This is a genomic window from Nitrospira japonica, from assembly GCF_900169565.1.
In the GTDB taxonomy this organism is placed as follows: domain Bacteria; phylum Nitrospirota; class Nitrospiria; order Nitrospirales; family Nitrospiraceae; genus Nitrospira_C; species Nitrospira_C japonica_A.
In genome coordinates this window covers 2,599,924-2,618,710 of sequence record NZ_LT828648.1, presented here as the reverse complement: position 1 = coordinate 2,618,710, position 18,787 = coordinate 2,599,924, and the positions used below count along the sequence as shown (strand labels likewise).

Sequence of the window (18,787 nt, the reverse complement as noted above, 5' to 3'; positions counted from 1 at the left end):
AGGACGGGCCGGATCAGGTCGGGATGTCCCTCGTCCCGTCGTAGGAGGTTCTGGATTGATGGGATAGTTTCACGATGTCCCCGTCTTTGACCGCACTGTCTTCCGTGCTGACCTTCTTGTTGACGGCGATCAACACTTCGCGGCTGGCTATGAATTCGGCCACGGGCCCGAGCCTGTCCAGATTGGCCTCGACGAGCTTCTTCACCGTGGTCGGCCCGGGGCAGTCTACTTCGATCTCATGCTCGCCGAGCGCGTCGCGCAGCGTCAATCCGAATACCAATACTTTCACCATGTCGTTCGACCTCGTCTCGATTCCTTCGCCTGTCTCCCGCCAGCCCGGCGACCCGGACCGGCGACCTCGCTCTCTGCCGTTTCCATCTCATGCGCCGCGCGCATGACAGCGGAAGCAGTCCTGTCGTTTGGGATGGCGCGCAGGAACCGGTTTGCCTCCATCCGCCCGATGACAGCTCACGCAGTCCTTTTCGACCACGATGGCTTGGTGTTCCCCATTCGCGGGAATCCGCGGGTTCCGGTCCCTCGGCGCCGGCAGCAGTGACACCCCGATGACGACCGCCAGCGCCGCGACCACGAAGAGCCAGTCCACCTTTCGAAGCCTCATGAACCGCTCCGCTGTGAAGAGCGTTCGCCGGCTTCATAAGCGTCCTCAAGAACTTGGGCCACGTGTTTGACCTCCGCCGCCCCGCGAAGTCCGGTGCGCAACTGGATCATGCAGGCCGGACAGCTCGTCGCCACCACCTCGATTCCGCTCTGTTCAACGGCACGCTGCTTTCGCTCCACGATGCGTTGCGACGTCTCGAAGTCCTTCACCACATAGGTTCCCGCTCCCCCGGCACATCGGTCGGCATCGGGCATCTCGACGTAGTCCACACCGGGCAGCGCCGCCATCACCGTGCGCGGTTCTTTCGTCACCCCGGCCGCTCGCAGATGACAGGATGAGTGATAGCCCACCCGCCGCCTGTCCTGACTCACTGCCGCAACCGCCGGCTTGACCGGTGACTGCGCCACGAACTCTGAAATGTGCCTCACGCGTCGGGCCAGCGCCTCGGCCGCGCCCTGCTCCGCTTCACCGGCGAACCATTTGGGATAATCCTTGAGCATCAATGTGCAGGACGCGCAGCCGGTGACGACGGTTTCATATCCGGCGAACGATTGCAGATTCACTCGTGCGCCTTCTTTGGCGAGTTCGCGGTGACCGTAGGTTTCGATCGGCGTTCCCGAACAGCGTTGAGGCGGCAGATCCGGGTTGACGCCGTGCCGCCGCAGCACGGAGATGACGGCGTCCCCGACTCCGTCGTCGAAATAATTGGCGGCGCAACCGTGAAAGTAGGCCACAGAGGACCTGGCGCTTCCCGGCTTCGGAATACGGTCGGCGTGGCGATCACGCAACTGTCGGGTCGCGAGCTTGGGCAGCACCACGTCCGCCGAAAGCCTGGCATGGTCCGCGAGCCGGCGCATGATCGGTCTGGTCGCGGCATCCAAAATTTTACGGACAATCGGCCGGTCCCAGAGCGGCTGCAGCCTGGCCAGAATTTTCAGATACCGGGCAAACTTCTCCGGCTGCGCCTGCAACGCAAAGATTCGTCCCGCCAGCCTGTTCGGACGTTCGGCACGCCGGTCGAGGATCAACTGCGACACGTCCACTCCGGCCGGGCAGGCCGTACGACAGGACTTGCAGTTGAGACAGGCCTCGACGACCCGCTTCGACTCGTCGTAGGAATAATTCTTGTCCGTCAGGATTTCGAACCAGCCCCGCGAGCTCATGTCCTCGGAGCGAAACACGTCGTAGACCGGACACACGGCGTTGCACTTGGCGCAGGTGGCGCATGACTTCGACAGCCTGGTGTAATCGATATGGTCCGTAAAGGGCCGGTCGCTGATCTTGACGCCGGGATTGAACACGCCGGCCGGATCGAAGCTCCGTTTCAGCCGCACGAACAGATCGTAGAGTTCCGGTCCGAACATCGTGCGGACGAACTCGGCCCGCACCCTCCCGTCGCCGTGCTCGCCGCAGATCGAGCCGTTGAACCGGTCCAGGACGGTCTGATGAATCTCATGATAACCCCGCACCATCTTCTCGAAATCCCCCCCGTCGTTCACGTTCAGGAGGGGCACGATGTGGGCGTTGCCGTTGCCGATATGCCCGAAGATCGCCACCGGGACGCGCTGGCCGTGAAAAAAGTCCTCGAGGTAGCGGATCAATTCGCTGATACGCTCCGCCCGGACCACGACGTCGTCCACGAAATTGATCGGCTTCTTGTGCGGATCGAATCGATAGAGCGTCGGATACAGGGCCTTGCGCGCCTTCCATAACTCGTCCCGGCGCTCCTGGTCATAGGCAATGGCGATCGTGGAGGCCAGAGGGTAGTTGTGGCACACCGCCGCCATGCGCTCCGCCCGGTCACGCAAATCGGCCGCATCGTCCCGCGCGTCGAGCTCCGCCAACAATGTGGCGGCCGCGTCGGGGGGAATGCCGTGTTTCGAGCGCCCGATCAAATCGAGCGTATTGGCATCCATGACTTCCAAGGCACTGGGACCGAGTTCGAGCAGTTTCGGAACCGCATCTCCCACGTCCTCCAGCCGCTTGAAGTGGATGAGCGCCGTGAGGGTTGCGCGCGGCTTGTCGACCAGGTCGATCGTGGCCTCGCTGAATACGCCCAACGTGCCCTCGCTCCCGACAAAGAGTTTCGGCAGGTCGAATCGCCCGCGGGCCAGCCCGTCCGCAACCCCGAAGAGGTTATAGCCGCAACTGTTCTTGCTGACTTCCGGACGCGACCGCGCCAGCAGGTCGGCATGGCTCCGGACTAGCGACCACGCGTCGCCGACCGCATGGTGCGCCGCCAGTAGACCGGAAAGGGCAGGGTCGTCGACGGCATAATCGCGCGCATCGAGCCATTCTCCGGACTGGAGACAGACGCGCAGCGCCCGCACATTGTCTTTGACCGCGCCGTAGCGGAGCGTATGCGGACCGGCCGAGTTGTTCGCGAGCATCCCCCCGAGTTTGCACATGTCTCCGCTCGACGGATCGGGACCGAACAGCAGCCCGTGCCGCGCCAGCTGCTTGTTGAGTTCCGCCAGAACGATGCCCGGCTGTACCCTGGCCCAGCGCTCCTCGCGGTTGATCTCGAGAATGCCGTGCATCCGCGAGACGTCGAGGATGATGCCGGACCCGATGGCGGAGCCGGTCAAATTGGTGCCCGCAGCCCGCGCGGTCACCGGAATGCCCCGCGGGACGGCATAGCGAACGACAGACTCGATATGGGATTCGGTTTCCACCAGCGCAACGGCCTGTGGTATCATCCGGTACATGCTGGCGTCCACGGCGTACGCCGTCTTGGTGGCCGCGTCGTCCTTCACGGCAGACGATCCCAGAAGACGGCGCAGGTCCTCGGCGACAGCGCTGGATTTTTCAGGCAAGATCAACGACATGGCGGCGCATTGTAACAGGATGTGGAAAATGACCGCCAGTAAGAGCGACCGGCAGCCCTCTCGCGGCGAAACGAACTGAATTACCCGATGTCCGTACGTCGAACATTGATCGGACTCTATCTGATCGGAGCGAGCTTCTTGATCGCTCACACCATCAATGCGGTCGTCGCCGAAGCGCTGCTTGTGCCGGCCGGTGTCACCGCGCCCCGAACAGCCGATGCCGTGGATCCATCGACCAATCAATCCGCCGCGTCTCTTGCCTATCAAGTCAGGACCAGCGGGTTGTTCCCGTTGCCGCCGGACCCGGTCGCGACGTCGCCGGACGGCACGCCGGTCGCGGCGGTGATACAACAACCGCTCAATTTGGCGACGAAACTGAAACTGCTGGGCGTCGTGATCGGCGATCAGGGCGGCGTTTCGGCCATTGTCGAAATGATCGCCAGCAAGCAACAGCTGTTCTTCAGGTTGCATGACCACGTCCCCGACGTGGGGGAAGTCGCGGAAATTCGGCGCGACGGGGTGCTGATCCGCCAGGGCGGTCAACAGGAATTTCTCGGGCTCAGCATGGGCGATGACCAGCCCCCGATGATGCCCAGGCCGCAGGCGACGCCGACCGCGGCCGTTCCGGGCGCTCCCATCAAGAAGACGCTCGACCGTCGCGAGGTCGACCAGGCCATCGGCGATTTACCGAAATTGCTCTCGCAGGCGCGCGCGGTTCCGGTCATGGCCAACGGCGCCATGAGCGGATTTCGCATGGACTATATTGCCCCATCGAGCTTTTATGAGAAAATCGGCCTGCATCAGGGGGACGTGCTGAAGCAGGTCAACGGAGTGGAGATCCGCGATCCCTCGACCATGCTCACGCTCTTTCAGCAGCTGCGCAACGAACGCACGGTCAAGCTGGACGTCCTGCGCAATAATCAGCGTGCGACGTTGCTATACGACATCCGCTGACAGGACGGCGACGGCCCGTCCGTCCGATCCATCCGGTCCGCCGGGCGCCCCTTTCGTATCGGCATTTCATTGAGTATGTTGGCGGATGGGCTGTGTCCCACGGACTGACTGCTCACGTACGCATGCGCCAACCGGCCGAACCGGCGCGCGGCACTGAGGAATTGTGACCTATTCTGATTCAAACGGGCCCCCGCTGTTGGGGAGCATCCTGGAAGGCAAGTTCGGGGTGCCGGAATCGAAGCTGCTGGAGGCGTTGAACCTGCAGCAAACCAAGGGCGGCCGCCTCGGTGAACTGCTGATCCGCCTGCGCGCCATCGAAGAAGATCAACTGCTCCAGGCGCTTGCGCTCCAATTCGGCCTGCCGTGGCTGCCCCACCTCGACACCACCCAGATCGAGCATGACTGGATCAAAAAAGTCCCGATCCATTTTGCCAGACGTTACCGCGTGCTTCCGATCAAGGCCGAGGAGGGCGCCATTCTGGTCGCGACCACGGATCCGCTGGAGACCGCGGCCCTCGACGATTTGCGCCTCCTTTTGGGCCGGCCGGTCAAACCGGTGCTGACCACCGCCATCGCTCTGATGGGATGCCTCAACCGCGTCTATGACGAAATCGCCAGTCCGACCGGCGCCGAGCAGGTCATGGAGGACATGGCCGCCAACGAAAATTTGGATCAGCTCGCCCACGCGCTCGACGAGCCAAAGGACCTCCTCGATGCCACCGATGAGGCACCGATCATCCGTCTGGTCAATTCGGTGCTCTTCCAGGCGGCACGACAGCGAGCGAGCGACATTCACTTCGAATCCTTTGAGCGCGGCTTGGTCGTCCGTTACCGAATCGACGGCGTGCTCTATCCGGTCCTGACCCCCCCGAAACATCTCCAGTCGAGCATTATCGCGCGGCTCAAGATCATGGCCGGACTGAACATCGCCGAAAAGCGGCTGCCCCAGGACGGGCGGTTCGCCATCCGCACATCGGGCAAGGACATCGATCTGCGCGTCTCGGTCCTCCCGACGTCGCACGGCGAGCGGGTCGTGCTGCGGTTGTTGGAAAAAGAGAATCGTCTCCTGAATCTCTCCGAAATGGGATTTTCTCAGGAACGGCTCCGCACCATTCAACAACTTATTCAACTGACGCACGGCATCATCCTCGTCACCGGGCCGACAGGCAGCGGCAAGACCACCACGCTCTATGCCGCTTTGAGTGAAATCAACGCGCCGGACAAGAACATCATCACGGTCGAGGATCCGGTGGAGTATCAGCTCGTCGGCATCGGACAGATGCAGGTCAACCCGAAGATCAATCTGACGTTCGCCGCCGGACTCCGATCCATCCTGCGGCAGGACCCCGACGTGATCATGATCGGGGAAATCCGGGACCGTGAGACGGCGGAAATCGCCATTCATGCGTCCTTGACGGGCCACCTCGTCTTTTCCACGCTCCATACCAACGACGCAGCCAGCGCCGCCACCCGCCTGATCGACATGGGCATCGAGCCGTTTTTGGTGGCGTCGTCGGTGGTGGCCGTGCTGGCTCAGCGATTGATCCGCAAGATCTGCCCTGACTGCAAGAAGTCCTACGAACCGGACGACGAAGAGCTCATCCGCCTCGGGGTGGTTCCGGGGAAAAAGCGGCCGACGTTCTTCCGAGGCAGCGGTTGTCCCGCCTGTTCGCAGACGGGCTACCGCGGCCGGACCGGCATCCACGAACTGCTGGTGATGGACGATGACGTTCGCCGTCTCATCGGCAGCAAGGCGGACGCTGCGGCGATCCGGCAAGCCTCGCTCGCGAAGGGCATGGTCCTGCTCAAGGACGAAGCCGCGGACCGGATCTTTCAAGGCATTACTACCACCGAAGAAGTGTTGCGCATGACGCAGCAGGAAGTGGAAGTGTAATGCCGGTCTATCAGTACCGGGGATTCAAACAGGACGGGGGCTCGGCCACCGGCATCATCGACGCCGAAAGTCCAAAAGTCGCCCGGCTCAAACTCAGGAAAGACGGCGTCTTCCCCACTGAAATGCTGGAGCAGGGCAACGCCGGGCAATCGCCCGCAGCGGCCTCCCGGCCATCCGCGGGCCCGCCCGCAATAAGCGGCCGATCCGCACTGGGTCAGGGCGACATCGCCATGATGACGCGGCAGCTGGCCACGCTGTTGGTGGCAGGCCTGCCTCTCGTCGATGCCCTCGGCGTGCTCCTCGAACAAACCGACAAGAAATCCGTCAAATCGATTCTGGCCGACATTCGCGAGGAAATCCGCGGCGGCAAATCCTACAGCGTCGCGCTCGAACGCTATCCACGGGAGTTTTCCCAGATTTACGTCCACATGGTCAGAGCCGGCGAGGCCAGCGGTGCGCTGGACCAGATCCTGTTCCGGCTCGCGGAGTTCCTGGAGAAACAGCTCGCGCTCAAACACAAGGTGACCAACGCCATCCTCTATCCGGCTCTAATGCTGCTGGTCGGCGTGGGTGTCCTGTTTTTCCTGATGACGTTCGTCGTTCCGAAAATTACGGCCGTCTTCGCAAACTTGAAACAGACGCTGCCCTGGCCGACGGTGGTCCTCATGACGCTCAGCCGCTGGTGCTCGGATTACTGGCCCGTCCTTGCCGGCGGCGCGGTGGTCCTCATTTGGACCGTGCGCCGCATCATCCGAACGGAGAGCGGCCGGATCCTGGCGGACCGTCTCATCCTCAAGCTGCCGCTCATCGGCGACGTGGCAAGGATGGTGTCGATTTCCCGGTTGTCCAGCACGCTCGCAACGATGTTGGGGAGCGGCGTCCAGCTGCTGGAGGCCATGGACGTGTCCCGGAGGGTCATGAACAATCGCGTGCTCGAACACGCCGTCGAAGAAGCGCGGCAGAACATCCGGGAGGGAGAGACCATCGCCGAGCCGTTGAAGCGCAGCGGAGAATTTCCATCGCTCGTCACCCACATGATCGCCGTCGGCGAACGAAGCGGTGAGATGGAGGAGATGCTGCGGCGAATCGGACAGATCTACGACGGCGAGGTGGATCGCGTGATTACGCGCTTTACCTCGCTGCTGGAACCGGTCATGATCCTGGTCATGGGCATTCTCGTGTTTTTCATCGTCGTCGCCATCTTGCTTCCGATCTTCGAGATGGGTCAAATGGTACGGTGAGACCGAACGAAGGTCCCAACAACGATTACGTCAACGGAGGTGCGAGGTGAGTGACAGGATGGAACCGAACGACGGACAGACGGCACGGCAGACTGCTCTCGACTTCCGCACGGCATCGAGAGGGTCGCTTCCCCACCCCCTGCTGCTGGGACAGCGCGGGTTCACGTTCATCGAGATCATGGTGGTGGTGGCGATCCTGGCCATTCTCGCCGCGCTGGTTGTCCCGCGGATCATGGGACGGACGGACGATGCGAAGCGGACGGCCGCCAAGGTGCAGATCCGAAACCTCGAGGGCGCACTCCAACTGTACAAGCTGGACAACGGCGTGTATCCCACGACAGAGCAGGGTTTGAAGGCCCTGGTCGAAAAGCCCTCGGTCGGCGTCGTGCCGAAAAAGTGGAAACTGGGCGGGTACATCCCGAACCTTCCGGAAGATCCGTGGGGCAATCCGTACAAGTATGTGAGTCCGGCCCCGGTGCAACAAGGCCAGTACGGCCAGATCAAGGGCGATTACGAAATCACGTCGTTCGGGACCGACGGAGAGTCCGGCGGAGAAGGCGTCAACGCCGACATCACGAACTGGAATCTCGACAAGGACTGAGCAGGCCGGCCGGGAATCCCGATTGTCGCAAACCCCTCTGCCGCCTCCGGTGATCAGCCAAGAGCGTGTCCATGACGGCCTTTTTCTCTCTACCAGCCGATCGGAACCTCTCCGACAGGCCTTTGGAACGCCTCCTCGGGAAGGACGGCTTTACCATCCTCGAAATCATCATCGTGCTCTTCCTCTTGACCGGATTGCTGACCATTCTCATCCCGCGCATCGGAATCGGTGAAACCCTCGCGTCCAATGGACGCAAGTGGGTCAGTACGTTCCGGACGTTTCAGGAGATGGCCGTCGCCGGACAGAAGCCCGTGCGGTTGCACATCGACCTCGAACGAGGCCAGTATTGGCCGATGATCCTCCAGGACGGCGAGGAACGGCTGCCGTTCAATGAAGCCTGGCAGGTTCCGATCAATCTGCCCGAATCGATTCATATTACGGATATTCAGATCGGCCAGAAAAAGAGCACGGCCGGGCGTATCGCGGTGCTGTTCTATCCCAACGGCAAGATCGACCCGGTCGTGATGCACCTGATCGATGACAGCAACAATCTGCTCGGAATCCAGGTCGAGCCGGTGACGGCCACCATCCGCGTCAGCGACCAACGAATCGAACCTCCGCGCCCCTGGATCTTGCCGGAACGTATTCGCCAGTTGCTGCAGATTCAACAGTCGCTTCCCGGTCTCAAACCCGTCGCGCCGGTCGCGCCCGTTGCACCGGCCGGGCAATCGTAAGATGCACGACGCTCGAGGCTTCACCCTGCTGGAGGTGCTGATCGCGCTGGCCATCCTGGCCATGGCGCTGCCGATCCTTCTTGGATTGCGCAACTTCGATTTGAGCCTGTATTCGCGGGCGGAGGACATCGCGGCCGCCACCATGCTCGCCCAGGAAAAGCTGATGGAAGCCGAGGCCGCGACCGCCTTCCCACTGGGCGAAACGGGCGGTGATTTTCAGACTCCCCCTCCGGGAGCGCAATCTCTAATCGACTTCCAGCATCGCGCCGAGAAATACCGCTGGAAACGCTTCGTGATGACCACGATGTTGCCGAACGTCCGCGAGGTGAAGATTCAAATCATCTGGCCGCAGGGTGCTACGGAGGAGATGGTCGAGGTCAGCACCTATGTCTTTTCGTCCGCCTCGCTCTGAACAGGGCTTCACGCTGGTCGAGGTGCTGCTGGCCGTCGCCCTGGTGGCCGTCATCGCCACGATGGTGTTCAGCGCGCTGTATCTCACTGCCAGCGCCATCGACCGGACCCGCACCTCTGCGACGGAGGAGCAGCTGCTCCGGAGCACGTTGCGCGTCATGGCGGAAGAATTGGCCATGAGCCTCCAACACCCTGCGAGTCCCTGGCTCGGTATCAATGCGCAGCAGGGAGGCGAACCGGCCGATACGATCGCGTTTCTGACGGTGGGACCGTTTCGTCCGGTGAGCGCCACGACCGATACGGAAATGGTCCGCGTCGTCTACACCAGGAACGAAGCGAGCCTGATGCGGATCGTCCGGCGCAATCTCTTCGGTATCAACGACGAATCGCTGGAGCAAATGGAAATGGCGAAAAAGGTGCGCGGGTTCAATGTCCGCTACTACAACCGGACCGGCAACATCTGGACGGATGAATGGGACGGACGGGCCAGATCCGGCGTTCCGATGGCGGTCTTGATCGAACTGACGCTCGAGCAGGACACGCCGGAACCGCGGATCATCCGCCAATGGGTGTCCGTCGGAGCCCCGTCATGACCCTGCGTCTGTCCTGGTCCGGCCTGGCCAATTCGGCGAAGGAGCCGTTGCTCTGGACGGTCGCGGGAATCCTGTGCTTCGTGGGCTTCCTGTTTCTCACCTTTCCGTTCCAGGCCTTGCAGGCCCGAATCCTGTCCGAAATCACGCGGGCCACCGGATGGAACGTCCGGGCGGCCGACTGGTCGGTCGAATTACCGCTGGGTGTGGCCTGGCGGGACGTGACGGTGTCGCAATCGACGACTGCCTCGTTTCCGATCGAATCGATGAGCATGACGGTCGGGCTTTGGGGCCAACTCATGGGGCATCGCGTCCTCGACGCGCTGGTGCATTTTCCCGGTTCGGCACAGCCCGGCGCAGCGAGAGCCACGGGCACCGTCACGGCGTCGTCCTGGTCCTTTCAAGGGCCGACAACCGTGAAGGCCCACCTCCAGCAAATCGATCTGTCGCTCTTTCTGAGGCCGCACGTCGCGAAAGGACTGTTACGGGCCGATGTGGATCACGCCTGGATCGGCAACTCGGACGGAACCGTCTCGTTCAAGGGCGATGGCACATGGCGGGTCGAAGTGGCGGACCTGACCCTGGAACAGATACCGGCGGGCACGAGCCGGCTCCCCTCGCTGGCGTTCAACCGCGTCATGCTCACGCTTCTCTGTCATAACGACCATTGCGACGTGAAGGAATTCAACGGAGAAGGGCCGGACGGATCGATTTCGGGACAAGGCAAATTCCGCCTGACACAACCGATCCAGCAGACCGAGTTGGAGTTGACCCTCACCGTCCAGGCGGGAGCCGGCTGGGCTCAAAAATCAGCCGGTCTACCCCTGCCTCCCCTCCCCCCTGGTACTTCCCTGACGTTCAAAGTACTCGGGACTGTCGCAAATCCCAAGCTGTCAGTGTAGTATTAGGAGGTTCGGACACAGGAAACTGGCCTGGTTTATGCTTATATCTCGTGGTCACGGTGAATCTCCCACATGGTAGCTGAATGTGTCGGCCTTGATATCGGATTGACGGCATTCAAGGCCGTGCGCTTCCGCCGCCGCCTGACTGGCCGTGAATCGGTCGAATATTTCCATCTTCCACTCCCGTTCGGGCGTCCGGAAGCCGCCGAACCGGCCAAGCGAGCCGGGCAACTCAGAGGCTTTCTCTGGCAGCACGGACTGTATGGTAGTGGCGACATTGTGACAGCCCTGCCTTGCCAGGACCTGTTCATCCGCACCCTGTCCTTTCCATTCCGCGATACCGCAAAGCTGGCTCAAGTCGTGCCGTTCGAAGTGGAAAACCTCATTCCCATGTCCTTGGACGACGTGGCGATGGGAAGCATGGTGCTGCCCGCAAGAGAATCGCCGGACGCCTCGCAGAAACCCAAGACGGCCGAAGTCCTTGTGACGGCGGCCCCGAAAGAGAAAGTCGCGGAGCACCTTCAATTCTTGGCCTCCGCGGACTTGAAGCCTTCCGCCATCGGCGTGGACGGCATGGCTCTCTATTCCGTCACTCAGTTTCTGCAGGAGGAAGGTGCCCGCGTACCGGGCGATCTGGCAATCATCGACGTGGGCGCGACAAAGACGACGTTATGCCTCATCCGGGAAGGGCGTCCGACTCTGCTTCGTACCGTGCTGTGGGGCAGCAATCACCTCACCCATGCCCTGGCCGTTCGCTACGCCTGCAGCTTTGCGGAAGCCGAGCGACGCAAGCGGACCATGGCCGTTCACGAGGTCAACACCTGGCTGGAACCCCTGTTAAAGGAATTGCGGGTCACTCTCCATGGTTACGAGGGGAACGGCCGCCAGCGCCTCTCACATTGTTGGGTATCGGGCGGAGGCTCCAAACTGCGCGAGTTGAGCGGGCACGTGGCCCAAGAGTTGGGATTGATCCCCGTCGGTCCGCGACAGGGATTCGGCGCATCCTGCCCCAGGGCTTTCTCGATCGCCTTCGGCCTGGCCATTCATCCCAAGATCGTCCGCCCGCGATGGAAGACCAAAGCCATCGGCTCCGACCTCGCCGTCGATTTAAACGCGGGAACGGCGGCGGCGTCCGCGCAAACCGAGGCATTGCGCCAGGACCGCCGTCTGGCCGTCTGGGGGGCTCTGATCCTGGGCATTTTGGCGCTGATCGATCTGTCGGTGCGGGTCTACGTGAAGGACCGCGCTTTTACCGACGCCAAGCAGGCGCTGCATGCCGACTTTGTCCGCAGCTTCGGTGAAGGATCCGGATCCGGCGAGGAAATCGACGTGGCACGATACCGTGTCGGACAGATCGAGAAGAACCTCGCCGTCATCGACGGCAGCCGGTCAAACATGCTGGCCCATCTCTCGAGTCTCGCGAAACAACTGCCGACCGGCGTCCCCTTGACCATCCGGGACCTGACGATCGACGGCTCGACCGTGCATCTCGAAGGCGAAACCGCCTCGTTCGACGCGGTGGAAAAAATCAAACAGGCGTTCTCCGGGAGCGGCAAGTTCCAGGACGTCTCGGTCTCGGACACGAGAGTCGGATCGACCGCCAATCAAGTCGTCTTCCGCCTGACCTACGTGGTGCCCCAATTATGATGATGCAGGTCCTCAAAGAGCGCTGGCGTCATCTCGCGCCCCGCGAACGGATGATTCTGAGCATCGGCGGCGCGGTCGTCCTGGGCTGCGTGCTGTTCCTGGCGCTGATCGACCCGCTCCTCACCAAGATGGACACCCTGGAGAGAAAAACCCTCCGCAAGCAGAAGGAGCGATCGGAACTGACGCTCCTGGCCGCTGAATACGCCGCGAAGCAGGCCAGACTGGCCCAGCGCGAGCAACGGCTCCCGCCGGCCGAGAGCAACTTCTCCCTGTTGGCCTTCATGGAGGAAGCGGCCACGTCCGCCCAGCTCAGGGACCGCATCGTCGGCATGCAGCCGCAGCAGCCCACTACCGTGCAGGGCTATCAGGAAACCGCCGTCGATCTCCGCCTCGACGGCGTGGAGCTTCCCCAACTTCTGGCACTCCTCGTCGTGCTGGAACAGGCCCCTTACGACGTTCAGGTGCGACACATCCAGATCAAGCCGAAATACGACAACCCCGTCAATCTGGATGCCTCGCTGAGAATCGTCACCTATGTCAAGGTCTGACGAGCGAGGCGTCGCCCTCCTTCTCGCCCTGCTGGTCCTCACACTGCTGGTCGCCTTGATCCTGGAATTCGATTCCGAGGCGCGACGCGAATATCGGGACGCCGCGGCCTTCCGGGACGGTTTCAAGGCCACCGTGCTGACCCGTGCCGCCGTGCAGGCGGCCAAGGCCGTGCTTCAACAGGATTTCCTCAAGGACCGGCAGGCCGGACAATTCTACGACGCGCCGACGGACCTGTGGGCGTTTCCGATTCAGCAATATCCCATCGGCGACGGCATACTCACCGCACAGATCGAAGACGAGCGGGGCAAGCTGAATCTCAACGACCTCGCGGCAGGCGGGGATCCCAACGCCAGAAAAAGCAAGGTCACCCGGGTCAAACGCCTGTTCGATCTGATGCAGATCAGCCCGGAAATCGTCGATGCGATCGTCGACTGGATCGACGCCGACGATACGCCGGAACCCGCCGGAGCCGAGACCCTCTACTATCAATCTCTGCATCCGCCCTACCGGGCCGCCAACGCCCCGCTGCAAACCCTTGGAGAACTTCGGTTGGTCAAGGGAATGACCGCGGAAAGCTTCGACAAGATTTCACGCTACGTCACCGTCTTTCCGCAGGAGGGCGAGGGGCGGCTGAATCTCAATACCGCCGAGTCGATCGTGCTGCAGTCCTTGGACCCAAGGGTCAGCCAGGCCGTCGCCGGCGAGATCATTCAAGGGCGGCCCTACAAGACGCTTCAAGAACTCGACCGCGTCAGCAGCTTCGAAGCGGTCGGCAAGGAATTGCGTCTTCAGAACGTGTATGACATCAAAAGCGAGGTGTTTTCGGCCCGCATGACCCTGACAGTCAATGAGGTCGTCAAGCACGCGATCGTGACCCTCCGCCGGGACGCCAACACCGGAACCAGCGCCGTCCTGTATTACCGTGTCCTCTAGCCCATAACTCTCTTCGATCTCGAGACTACAGCCTCAATGCGCTTGCCGGCTCCCGGCGAGAGTTAACACGCTTGTAACATTCAGGTTACCCGCCGGAAACTCTATCTCAGTACATTCGGACGATAAAATTGGGTAGGGACCCGACGACAATACGAAGAAAGGATCCCAGAATGTTGCACACAATGCTCAAACGAGGTGCGTGGCTCGTCGGTATCTTCGCCCTCGCCGTAACGGTCGATCCTGCTGCCGCCGAACAGGGGGGGCCGTTCGCCTCGGTCACGCCGGACAACGAACTCGCACGCTATGCCCCGCAGGCCCAGATCAAGGGCAGCCTCAAGATTCAGGGTTCGGAAACCATGTACCCGTTGCTGTCACGCCTGAGCCTTGAATTTCAGCGCCGACAGCCGAACGTCCGTATCGAAGTGCGCGGCGGTGGATCCTCCAAAGCGATCGAGGAATTTCTCCAGCCTCCGTTACAGAAGACCGGAAAGGTGATGCTGCTGGAGGAGCGATCCCAGCATTTCTCCCTGGTTGCGACCTCGCGCGAGCTCTTCGATTCGGAGCTCAAGGAATTCGTCGCGCAGCACGATTACGAACCGATGGCCGTGCCGGTCGCGGTCGATGCCGTGGCCATCTACGTCCATAAGGACAATCCTTTGAACGCCCTGACCCTCGAACAGGTGGATGCGATGTTCTCGAGCACACGGCTTCGCGGACATAAGACCCCGATCACACAGTGGGGTCAGCTCGGACTATCAGAAGGCTGGACCGACGCCCCGATTCAGCTGTATGGCCGGGATAGAAAATCCGGGACGAGGGCCTTTTTCCAGGAACACTGCCTCGGAGGAGGAGAATTCATCCCGTCAGTGCATGAGAATCCGGGAGCCGCTTCGGTGATACTCAGCCTCAGCCGGGATCAACTCGGCATCGGATACAGCGGGCTCGGCCTGGAATCCTCGATGGTGCGCGCCGTGCCTTTAGCCGAAGCCGCCGGCACGCCCTTCATCACTCCTTCACCGGCCACCGTCGCCGATCAATCCTATCCGCTGCGACGCATGCTCTATCTGTATCTGGACAAAACCCCCAAGACGTCGCTTCCCCCGGCCGTAAAGGAATTCCTGGCTTTCCTGATGAGCCAGGACGGCCAGCAGGCAGTCGTCAAAGCGGGCTTCTTTCCCCTGCCTGCGCAGCAGATCAACAAGAGTGCGGTTGCGTTGGATAGAACGACGGGGTCCGCACCGGTTCGTCGCTAGGGCGCCCCTTAAGGGGTGAACGGGGCCGGGCTCTTGCGGGGAGGACTCTTCGGGGGCTTGGCCTGATCCATCTCAAGGCGAAGACGATTCATCTCGTCGTTCAAGGTCTTCATTTGTTTGGCCTGATCGTCCAGCCGGCCGCGTAATTCGAGGTTGGAATTCGTCAGCTCGCGGACTTGGTTTTGCAAATCCTGTTTCGACGGCCCGGCGTCGCTCGCAACAGGAGAAGGCGGAACCGCGGATTCCCGGCCAACCAGTACCGGAGGTTTTGCCGAGCGCAGCGCGATGACTTCCTGCATGTTCAACGAGACGTGAACCGTCTCGAACGCCGCCCAAGTGGGCTCCTGGATATCCGGCACGACGGCCGCACGGGCCGGAAGAGCCACCCAAAGCTTCATCCCCTTGGTATCCCGCGGATCTTTCAGCTCATCGCCGCCCGTATCGGCGCGGGTCAATGAGGCATGATCCGTCAGCACGATGTGCAGATATTTGTCGCGCACGAACAAGAAGCCGATCGTTCGGTTGTCGCTGTATTTCACGTCGGGTTTCGGAAATGAAAACGTCACGCGTTCCGCCGGTCCGGCCTGTCGAAAGGCATCCGATATCGGGCCCGCATACGCGTTGAGCTGTTCTTCGGTCAATAACGGCACGGGCCGTGGGTTCTCGAAGATTCCGACGATCGTCCCGGTCCAGCCGCTCACTTCGACCGCACCGAGCAGCGTCCGCACCTCGGCCCCCGTCAGATTGGCGGGATGGGCATTATGAACGTCGGTCTTTGCGCGGGCGATCGTCGGATCGCGCTCGAGGCCGACCTTCGCCCCTCCCTGGTTGAACGTCGTCTTCTCCCCCATCAAGGCCGCGCAGCCGGGCAGTCCCGCCGCCGCAATGACAAGCCCTATCCCGAGAATCCATCGCGTGCCCATGAACGGCACCGTGATCATTGTCCGCATGTGAATTGAATCCCCCAGATACGTTCGGTCCCCATTTGCCCGCGCCAATTGCGATCGGCGGATTTGCTAACTTTGGGAATTTCACCTTCCTTGACGATGCGCGAGCCGTTCGGACACTTATTAGCGATCAAACGAAGCGCATCCCGGCGGCCAGCAGAAGACAATACGTCCCCCTCGCTCTCGATCGGAAACGTGACGACTCCCCCCGTTTCCGTCTCACGGGTAAGCGACGCCTCGTGGCCACAGCCGGCCGCCACGGCCCCCGCCACGCACAGCAGGAGAACCGGACAGATCGCCCGGAACCATTGCCGCATGCTGACTCGCCGATGTTCTTTCAATCCATTCTCACATGACCATTGTCGGTGCGACCGTCCTATTTGGATGCGCACCACGTCTGATTCTCGAGCGTCTCGTATCCCGCTCCGAACGAGGGGAAGTCGGCAATATCACGCCCACCGGTATTCCAGATGTGCAAACATTTGACTTCCAGATTCGGGAGGCTCCGCGGAATATCGTCCACGACGACGACTTTGGCCAATTTGGTCGTGCCGATGACGACCACCCTGTTTCCTCGTTGAAGAAACTTGGGTTCGAGCGTTCCTGAAAAGGTGGCCGCGAACTCGCCGCTCCGTTTTCCGGTGTCTTTGGGACCGTAGGCGGGATGTTTGACGATCGGGAGTTGCCTCAGCACGAACGTCACCGTGTCGCCCTTCACATCGGACTGAAGAATCGCGCCGCCGAGCTCAACTTTCTTGCCTTCATCCTGGTTCGGCAACGCCCGCCATCTCGAAAAATCGAACTCCTGGTCCACCCCTTCCATGACGTCCGGTGCGAACACTTGAGACGGCGAGCAGGCGACGCACGCCAGCGATGCCAACAACAACGCAGCCACCGAAACACCTTTCATATTATCCTCCTTACTCCCTAGCCGGTTTCCGATGCAATGACAAAATGTCCATCGAGACATTTACTCAGATTGCTACATGAATCGGACTTGAAACTGGATGAAGAACGCATTGTTGGCAAACGGATCGGTCGCCGAATTGTATGCCGGCGTGTTCGGTCCGGTACCCAGCCCTTGGTGATGCCGGAATTCGTAGTTCAATTGGATTTTCGATTGAACCTTCGGCGGAAAATTCTCGAAATAATAGGTCAGGCCCACGATGGTTCGTTCATACAAGTCATTCCCCATGCTGGTATTGGGATCGAACTGCTCCCACATGACGGTCGGCTCGAAATTCTCCAATGGCCCGTCGGTGAAGAGATACTTGCCCAGCACATAATAGGTTCTTCTCATCTCGCCGGGCGCTCCCGACCCACCGCAAACCGCCGTGACTTGACAAGTGCCGTTGGCCCCGACGCCGACGGTCGTGGCATTGGCTCCGTCGTGTCCTTGCCAGTATTCGCCCTGGATCATTAAGCCTGGCACGATCTTGGACGTGTAACGGAAATCGACTGCGTAGCGATCGAATGCTCCCTTTCCGCGGCCATTGATCAATGTTCCCGCGTTGTTGGATGTACCTTGGATTGTCGTGAAACTGATGAACGACACGTCGTTTCCGAACAGACGCACGCGTCCGTACCACGCCTTTGGAGCGTTAGCTCCTCCCAGGCCGGACGTCGTATTGACCAAGCCATTGGCCTGAAAATTATTGTTGTTCATGATACCGGTCACATATTCGAGCCGGTTGGCGATCTTGCCGCGCACATCGATGAAGTAGTCACGCTCTTGGACGAATTCAATCGATCCGCCCGTCCCGTTTTGGTTCTGTCCCGGTCCGCCGCCGCCGCCGACCTGGGTGAGGTAGGGGGAGCTGATGACGTCGCGCAAGCCGCCCGACTGTTCGGTGAAGATACCGAACGGCATTCGGAAAATACCCATTCGAATAAGATTCAGATTGGGCGCCCAAGACTGAACCGGTCTGACGTCGATGTAGCTTTCCCGGAAGAACGTGGCGGAGGTGGGAGTTCCGACCTGATTGGCAGCAGCCGGCGTGTTGCTCGTCAGATTGATACTCTGAAACTCCATGAGAATGTGCCACCGCGGAATCGTTTCGCTGATCTTGCCCCAAAACAGCATTTCCGACCGCCGGATGGAAAAACTGTCCTGGCTGCGGCCTTCCGGAACCTGCGTGTCGAGGTGACCGTAGAGAAATTGCAACGCGTTGAGTCCGAAATTGACCTTGTCTCTGAGGATCGGGAGCAGTTCTGTCTTATTTTTCCATTCTTCGAGCGAATCGATGCGCCGCGATTGGTCCGCCACGCGATACTCCTGCTCTGCGCGGATCTGAATCCACTCGTCCATCGTAATTGCGCCCTTTTGCAGCAGCAGATCTTCGATCGCCGTGCCGCCGGGCGGCAGGTCCCTCACTGGGGCCGGGCCTTGCGTCGGCATCGGCTCGTCGGTCTTCTGCGCAACGACGACCGGCGACGCAGTGGAGGGCTGGTTCTTGGCCGTACCGGCGAGGGCCGGCGGCGCCTGCAAACCCGCCGTCAACGCCAGAACTCCCACTATTGAACACATCAGTACTCGAACCCACGTCATATCGACTCCCCCTTGGTTGGTATGAGACCGGATCTTCGATGACGATGCTGACACTACGGGTGTAGCTCCAACGAATCACAAGGCAATTGCCGCGCGGTTACAGGATTGTTAACAAATGCTTGTCCTACGGTTTCGT

General features: G+C 61.0%; 19 protein-coding genes. 12 read left to right on the top strand and 7 right to left on the bottom strand.

Annotation, left to right across the window (positions count from 1 at the left end; translation table 11 throughout):
- Window positions 1-13: 13 nt before the first annotated feature.
- From NSJP_RS12550 to NSJP_RS12540, 3 genes are all read right to left on the bottom strand, one after another.
- Window positions 14-292 (bottom strand): MoaD/ThiS family protein, encoded by a 279-nt coding sequence (locus tag NSJP_RS12550; protein WP_080887226.1) that lies wholly within the window; start codon window positions 290-292, stop codon window positions 14-16.
- 87 nt (window positions 293-379) lie between these two features.
- Window positions 380-619: a cytochrome c3 family protein gene (locus NSJP_RS12545; RefSeq protein WP_080887225.1), complete on the bottom strand. Its 240-nt coding sequence runs from the start codon at window positions 617-619 to the stop codon at window positions 380-382.
- Window positions 616-3,447 (bottom strand): FAD-binding and (Fe-S)-binding domain-containing protein, encoded by a 2,832-nt coding sequence (locus NSJP_RS12540; RefSeq protein WP_080887224.1) that lies wholly within the window; start codon window positions 3,445-3,447, stop codon window positions 616-618. Before NSJP_RS12540 ends, NSJP_RS12545 begins: the two co-directional genes overlap by 4 nt.
- Window positions 3,448-3,534: 87 nt before the next feature.
- On the opposite strand from NSJP_RS12540, the gene NSJP_RS12535 reads away from it, so the two are divergent.
- The 12 genes from NSJP_RS12535 (at window position 3,535) to NSJP_RS12480 (ending at window position 15,156) form a co-directional block, all read left to right on the top strand.
- The gene (locus NSJP_RS12535; protein WP_080887223.1) at window positions 3,535-4,401 is read left to right on the top strand and encodes a type II secretion system protein N; all 867 of its coding nucleotides are present in this window, start codon (window positions 3,535-3,537) and stop codon (window positions 4,399-4,401) included.
- A 163-nt stretch (window positions 4,402-4,564) separates the two neighbouring features.
- Window positions 4,565-6,295 (top strand): type II secretion system ATPase GspE, encoded by a 1,731-nt coding sequence (gspE, locus tag NSJP_RS12530; RefSeq protein ID WP_155970159.1) that lies wholly within the window; start codon window positions 4,565-4,567, stop codon window positions 6,293-6,295.
- Entirely contained in the window at window positions 6,295-7,536 is a 1,242-nt protein-coding gene (gene gspF / locus NSJP_RS12525) for a type II secretion system inner membrane protein GspF (protein WP_080887222.1), read from the top strand. Before gspE ends, gspF begins: the two co-directional genes overlap by 1 nt.
- A 46-nt stretch (window positions 7,537-7,582) precedes the next feature.
- Window positions 7,583-8,137: a type II secretion system major pseudopilin GspG gene (gene gspG / locus NSJP_RS12520; protein WP_269457670.1), complete on the top strand. Its 555-nt coding sequence runs from the start codon at window positions 7,583-7,585 to the stop codon at window positions 8,135-8,137.
- A gap of 71 nt (window positions 8,138-8,208) precedes the next feature.
- Window positions 8,209-8,871: a hypothetical protein gene (locus NSJP_RS12515; RefSeq protein ID WP_080887220.1), complete on the top strand. Its 663-nt coding sequence runs from the start codon at window positions 8,209-8,211 to the stop codon at window positions 8,869-8,871.
- Window positions 8,849-9,283, top strand: coding sequence for a prepilin-type N-terminal cleavage/methylation domain-containing protein (locus tag NSJP_RS12510; RefSeq protein ID WP_155970157.1), 435 nt, complete (start codon window positions 8,849-8,851; stop codon window positions 9,281-9,283). Before NSJP_RS12515 ends, NSJP_RS12510 begins: the two co-directional genes overlap by 23 nt.
- Entirely contained in the window at window positions 9,258-9,875 is a 618-nt protein-coding gene (locus NSJP_RS12505) for a type II secretion system protein GspJ (protein WP_080887218.1), read from the top strand. The genes NSJP_RS12510 and NSJP_RS12505 overlap by 26 nt, the downstream gene beginning before the upstream one ends.
- Window positions 9,872-10,774 carry a type II secretion system protein GspN gene (gene gspN, locus NSJP_RS12500; protein WP_172834321.1) on the top strand — a complete coding sequence of 301 codons (903 nt, stop codon included), beginning with the start codon at window positions 9,872-9,874 and terminating at the stop codon, window positions 10,772-10,774. Before NSJP_RS12505 ends, gspN begins: the two co-directional genes overlap by 4 nt.
- Window positions 10,775-10,846: 72 nt before the next feature.
- The gene (gene pilM / locus NSJP_RS12495; protein ID WP_080887216.1) at window positions 10,847-12,421 is read left to right on the top strand and encodes a pilus assembly protein PilM; all 1,575 of its coding nucleotides are present in this window, start codon (window positions 10,847-10,849) and stop codon (window positions 12,419-12,421) included.
- Window positions 12,418-12,969: a type II secretion system protein GspM gene (gene gspM, locus NSJP_RS12490; protein ID WP_080887215.1), complete on the top strand. Its 552-nt coding sequence runs from the start codon at window positions 12,418-12,420 to the stop codon at window positions 12,967-12,969. The genes pilM and gspM overlap by 4 nt, the downstream gene beginning before the upstream one ends.
- Complete coding sequence (gene gspK, locus NSJP_RS12485; RefSeq protein ID WP_080887214.1) at window positions 12,956-13,903, top strand: type II secretion system minor pseudopilin GspK; 948 nt, start codon at window positions 12,956-12,958, stop codon at window positions 13,901-13,903. The genes gspM and gspK overlap by 14 nt, the downstream gene beginning before the upstream one ends.
- A 170-nt stretch (window positions 13,904-14,073) precedes the next feature.
- On the top strand, window positions 14,074-15,156 hold the full coding sequence (locus tag NSJP_RS12480) for a PstS family phosphate ABC transporter substrate-binding protein (RefSeq protein WP_080887213.1): 1,083 nt from the start codon (window positions 14,074-14,076) through the stop codon (window positions 15,154-15,156).
- A gap of 8 nt (window positions 15,157-15,164) precedes the next feature.
- Here NSJP_RS12480 and NSJP_RS12475 read toward each other — a convergent pair whose 3' ends face one another.
- The 4 genes from NSJP_RS12475 to NSJP_RS12460 form a co-directional block, all read right to left on the bottom strand.
- Complete coding sequence (locus NSJP_RS12475) at window positions 15,165-16,106, bottom strand: hypothetical protein (protein WP_155970155.1); 942 nt, start codon at window positions 16,104-16,106, stop codon at window positions 15,165-15,167.
- Window positions 16,094-16,420 (bottom strand): hypothetical protein, encoded by a 327-nt coding sequence (locus NSJP_RS12470; protein ID WP_080887211.1) that lies wholly within the window; start codon window positions 16,418-16,420, stop codon window positions 16,094-16,096. The genes NSJP_RS12475 and NSJP_RS12470 overlap by 13 nt, the downstream gene beginning before the upstream one ends.
- A gap of 59 nt (window positions 16,421-16,479) precedes the next feature.
- Window positions 16,480-17,013: a Slp family lipoprotein gene (locus NSJP_RS12465; RefSeq protein WP_172834320.1), complete on the bottom strand. Its 534-nt coding sequence runs from the start codon at window positions 17,011-17,013 to the stop codon at window positions 16,480-16,482.
- 72 nt (window positions 17,014-17,085) lie between these two features.
- Window positions 17,086-18,651 carry a hypothetical protein gene (locus NSJP_RS12460; RefSeq protein ID WP_155970153.1) on the bottom strand — a complete coding sequence of 522 codons (1,566 nt, stop codon included), beginning with the start codon at window positions 18,649-18,651 and terminating at the stop codon, window positions 17,086-17,088.
- Window positions 18,652-18,787: the final 136 nt, after the last annotated feature.